This window comes from Streptomyces sparsus, assembly GCF_054776295.1.
This window is the reverse complement of record NZ_BAAHCA010000549.1, coordinates 1-3,326: the sequence shown is the minus strand read 5'-3', so window position 1 is coordinate 3,326 and position 3,326 is coordinate 1. Positions and strand designations below refer to the sequence as shown.

3 protein-coding genes are annotated in these 3,326 nt (G+C 74.9%); 2 read left to right on the top strand and 1 reads right to left on the bottom strand.

Features of this window, described 5'->3' with window-relative positions:
- Nucleotides 1-1,037, top strand: a 1,037-nt coding sequence (locus tag ACYVE9_RS19995) for a sensor histidine kinase (RefSeq protein WP_461029260.1), incomplete at its 5' end; no start/stop codon positions are given.
- Here the strand turns inward: ACYVE9_RS19995 and ACYVE9_RS19990 are convergent.
- Nucleotides 973-2,010: an NAD-dependent epimerase/dehydratase family protein gene (locus ACYVE9_RS19990; RefSeq protein ID WP_461029259.1), complete on the bottom strand. Its 1,038-nt coding sequence runs from the start codon at nucleotides 2,008-2,010 to the stop codon at nucleotides 973-975. The genes ACYVE9_RS19995 and ACYVE9_RS19990 overlap by 65 nt on opposite strands.
- A 198-nt stretch (nucleotides 2,011-2,208) precedes the next feature.
- Here ACYVE9_RS19990 and ACYVE9_RS19985 point away from each other — a divergent pair.
- A partial coding sequence (locus ACYVE9_RS19985) for a thiolase family protein (RefSeq protein ID WP_461029258.1) occupies nucleotides 2,209-3,326 on the top strand: 1,118 nt, incomplete at its 3' end.

Genomic DNA, 3,326 nt, shown 5'->3' with positions numbered 1-3,326 from the left:
CCGTGCTGACCTCGGTCACCGTCGCCGCGATGCTGGCCGGAACGCTGTCGGTGGCCTGGGCGATGTTCCTCAACAAGCACGACCTGGCCGTGGTCACCATGGTCGCCGCGGTCGCGGCGGTCGCCGCCACCGCCACGGCGCTGCTGCTCGGCCGCTGGGTGACGGCCGGTCACCGCGCCCTGGAGCGCTCGGCCAGGCAGCTGGGGGCGGGCGACGGGTTCACCGCTCCCTCGGTGGCGATGCCCGCCGAACTCTCGTCCCTGGCACGGTCGTTGTCCGAGGCGGGCAGCCGGCTGGCCGCCGCCCGGGAGCGCGAGCAGGCGCTGGAGGCGTCCCGTCGGGAACTCGTCGCCTGGATCTCCCACGACCTGCGTTCGCCGCTGGCCGGACTGCGGGCCATGGCCGAGGCCCTGGAGGACGGCATCGCGCCCGATCCCGACCGCTACCACCGCCAGATCCGCAGCGAGGTGGAGCGGCTGAGCGACATGGTCGGCGACCTGTTCGAACTCTCCCGCATCCAGGCCGGGTCGCTCGCCCTCTCCCCCACCCGCATGTCCGTCTACGACCTGATCAGCGACGCCATCGTGGGCGCCGGTCCGCTCGCGGCGGCTCGCGGGGTGCGGCTCGCCGACGACGGTGTCGAACCGGTGCCGATCGAGGTGGACGGCAAGGAGATGACGCGGGTCCTGGCCAACCTGCTGGTCAACGCGATCCACCGCACGCCGGCCGACGGCACGGTCGCGGTGGCCGCCCGCCGGCACAAGGACGCGGTGGTGCTCTCGGTGACCGACGGCTGCGGCGGCATCGCCGCGGAGGCGTTGCCGCGGGTCTTCGACACCGGGTGGAGCGGCGACGACGCCCGCACCCCGCCGTCCGGCGCCGGTCTCGGGCTGGCCATCGTGCGCGGCATCGTCGAAGCGCACGCCGGGCGCGCGTCGGTGCGGAACGTGCCCGGCGGCTGCCGTTTCGAGGTCACCCTCCCGGCACAGGCGCGGGTGCCAGCGGCTCCTTGGCGAAGCGCGCCATCCCCTCGCTGAAGCCGACCACCGGCTGCCAGTCCAGTTCCCGCCGCAGCCGCTCGGAGGACGCCGTGATGTGGCGGACGTCGCCGAGCCGGTACCCGCCGGTGACCTCCGGGGCCGGGCCGCCGAACGCGTCGGCCAGCGCGGACGCCATCTCGCCCACGGTGTGCGGCTCGCCGCTGCCGGTGTTGAAGGCCCGCAGCTCGCCGTCAGGACGCCGGTCGAGCGCTTCCAGCGCCGCCACGTTGGCCGTCGCCACGTCGTCGACGTGCACGAAGTCCCGGCGCTGACCGCCGTCCTCGAAGACCTGCGGTGGCCGGCCCGCCTCCAGGGCGGAGCGGAAGAAGGACGCCACGCCCGCGTACGGCGTGTCCCTGGGCATGCCGTCGCCGTAGACGTTGTGGTAGCGCAGGCTCACCGCGCGCCCGCCCGTGGCCCTCGCCCAGGCGGCCGCGAGGTGCTCCTGCGCGAGTTTGGTGGTGGCGTAGACGTTGCGCGGGTCGACCGGCGCGTCCTCACTGACCAGGCCGGGCGCCAGGTCCGCGCCGCAGTGCGGGCAGGGCGGTTCGAAGCGGCCGGCGTCCAGCGCGGACGGGTCCCGCGGCCCGGGACGCACCACGCCGTGCTCCGCACACAGGTAGCGGCCCTCCCCGTAGACCACCATCGAGCCGGCCAGCACGAGGCGCCGCACGCCGGCGGCGGCCAACTGCTCGAGCAGGACGGCGGTGCCGAGGTCGTTGACACCGACGTAGTCGGAGGCGTCCTCGAACCCCTTGCCCAGCCCGACCTTGGCGGCCTGGTGGCAGACGGCGTCCACGCCGGCCAGTGCGCGGCGCACCGCGTCCGCGTCGCGGACATCGGCTCGGAGGGACCGCGGGCCGGGCTCGGCCGCGGTGTCGAGCACCGTCGCCTCGTGGCCGGCGGCGCGCAGGGCGGTGACGATGTGTGAGCCGATGAAGCCGGCTCCTCCAGTGACCAGGACATGCATGAACCCACGGTAGGTCCCGCCCGCCCGCCGGAGGCCCTGCCCGCGCCGGATGTCCGCGATCCGTCATTTCCCGCCGCCCGGGCCGGCCGTGGCGACGGCACCGGAAGGGGGTGACGCGGTCGGGCGTGGCGGGAGTCGCAGGCGTGATGCCGGTCGAGGTCTGGTCAACGGGTGGTGGAGGCTGACACGATCGGTGGCATGACCAACGATCGCCTTCGTGACGTGTACGTCGTGGACACCGTCCGCACTCCGATCGGGCGGTACGGCGGCGCGCTGGCCGCGGTCCGCCCGGACGACCTGGCGGCCCACGTGGTGCGCTCCCTGGTGGAGCGCAGCCCCGACCTCGACCCGGCCCGGATCGACGACGTGGTGCTGGGCAACGCCAACGGCGCCGGCGAGGAGAACCGCAACGTCGCCCGGATGGCGGTGCTGCTGGCCGGGCTGCCGGTGTCGGTGCCGGGCACCACCGTCAACCGGCTGTGCGCCTCCGGCATGGAGGCCGTGGTGCAGGCCGCGCGCGCCATCGCGGTCGGGGACGCGTCCGTGGTGGTCGCCGGCGGCGTGGAGTCGATGAGCCGCGCCCCCTGGGTGGTGCCCAAGCCCGAACGCGCCTTTCCCGCGGCGGCACCGGAGATGCACTCCACCACGCTCGGCTGGCGCATGGTGAACCAGCGGATGCGCCCGGAGTGGACGGTGTCGCTCGGTGAGGGCGCGGAGCAGGTGGCCGACAAGCACGGCATCACCCGCGAGCAGCAGGACGCGTACGCGCTGGCCAGCCACCGCAAGGCGGCGCTGGCCTGGGAGCAGGGCGTCTACGACGACGAGGTGGTGCCCTACGAGGGCACCGAGGCGACCCGCGACGAGTCCGTCCGCGCGAACACCACCGCGGCGAAGCTGGCCGGGCTGGCACCGGTGTTCCGCCCGGGGCACGGGACCGTCACGGCAGGCAACTCCTCGCCGCTGAACGACGGTTCGGCGGCGCTGCTGCTCACCGACGAGGACGGGCTGCGGGCGACCGGGCGGGAGCCGCTGGCCCGTGTCCGGGCGAGCGCGGTGACGGGCATCGAACCCCAGCTCTTCGGCCTGGGCCCGGTCGAGGCGGTGACCCGGGCGCTGGCCAAGGCCGGACGCGGCTTCGAACAGCTGCACACCGTCGAGCTGAACGAGGCGTTCGCCGTCCAGGTGCTGGGCTGCCTCGCCGAGTGGCCGGAGCTCGACCCGGCGAGGGTCAATCCGCGCGGTGGCGCCCTGGCGCTCGGACATCCGCTGGGCGCGTCCGGTGCCCGGCTGGTAGGCGCCGTGGCCCGGCAGCTGGC

Bases quoted from the DNA above. Each gene is read 5' to 3' on its own strand.
- ACYVE9_RS19990 (WP_461029259.1), bottom strand. From the start codon at position 2,010: ATGCATGTCCTGGTCACTGGAGGAGCCGGCTTCATCGGCTCACACATC.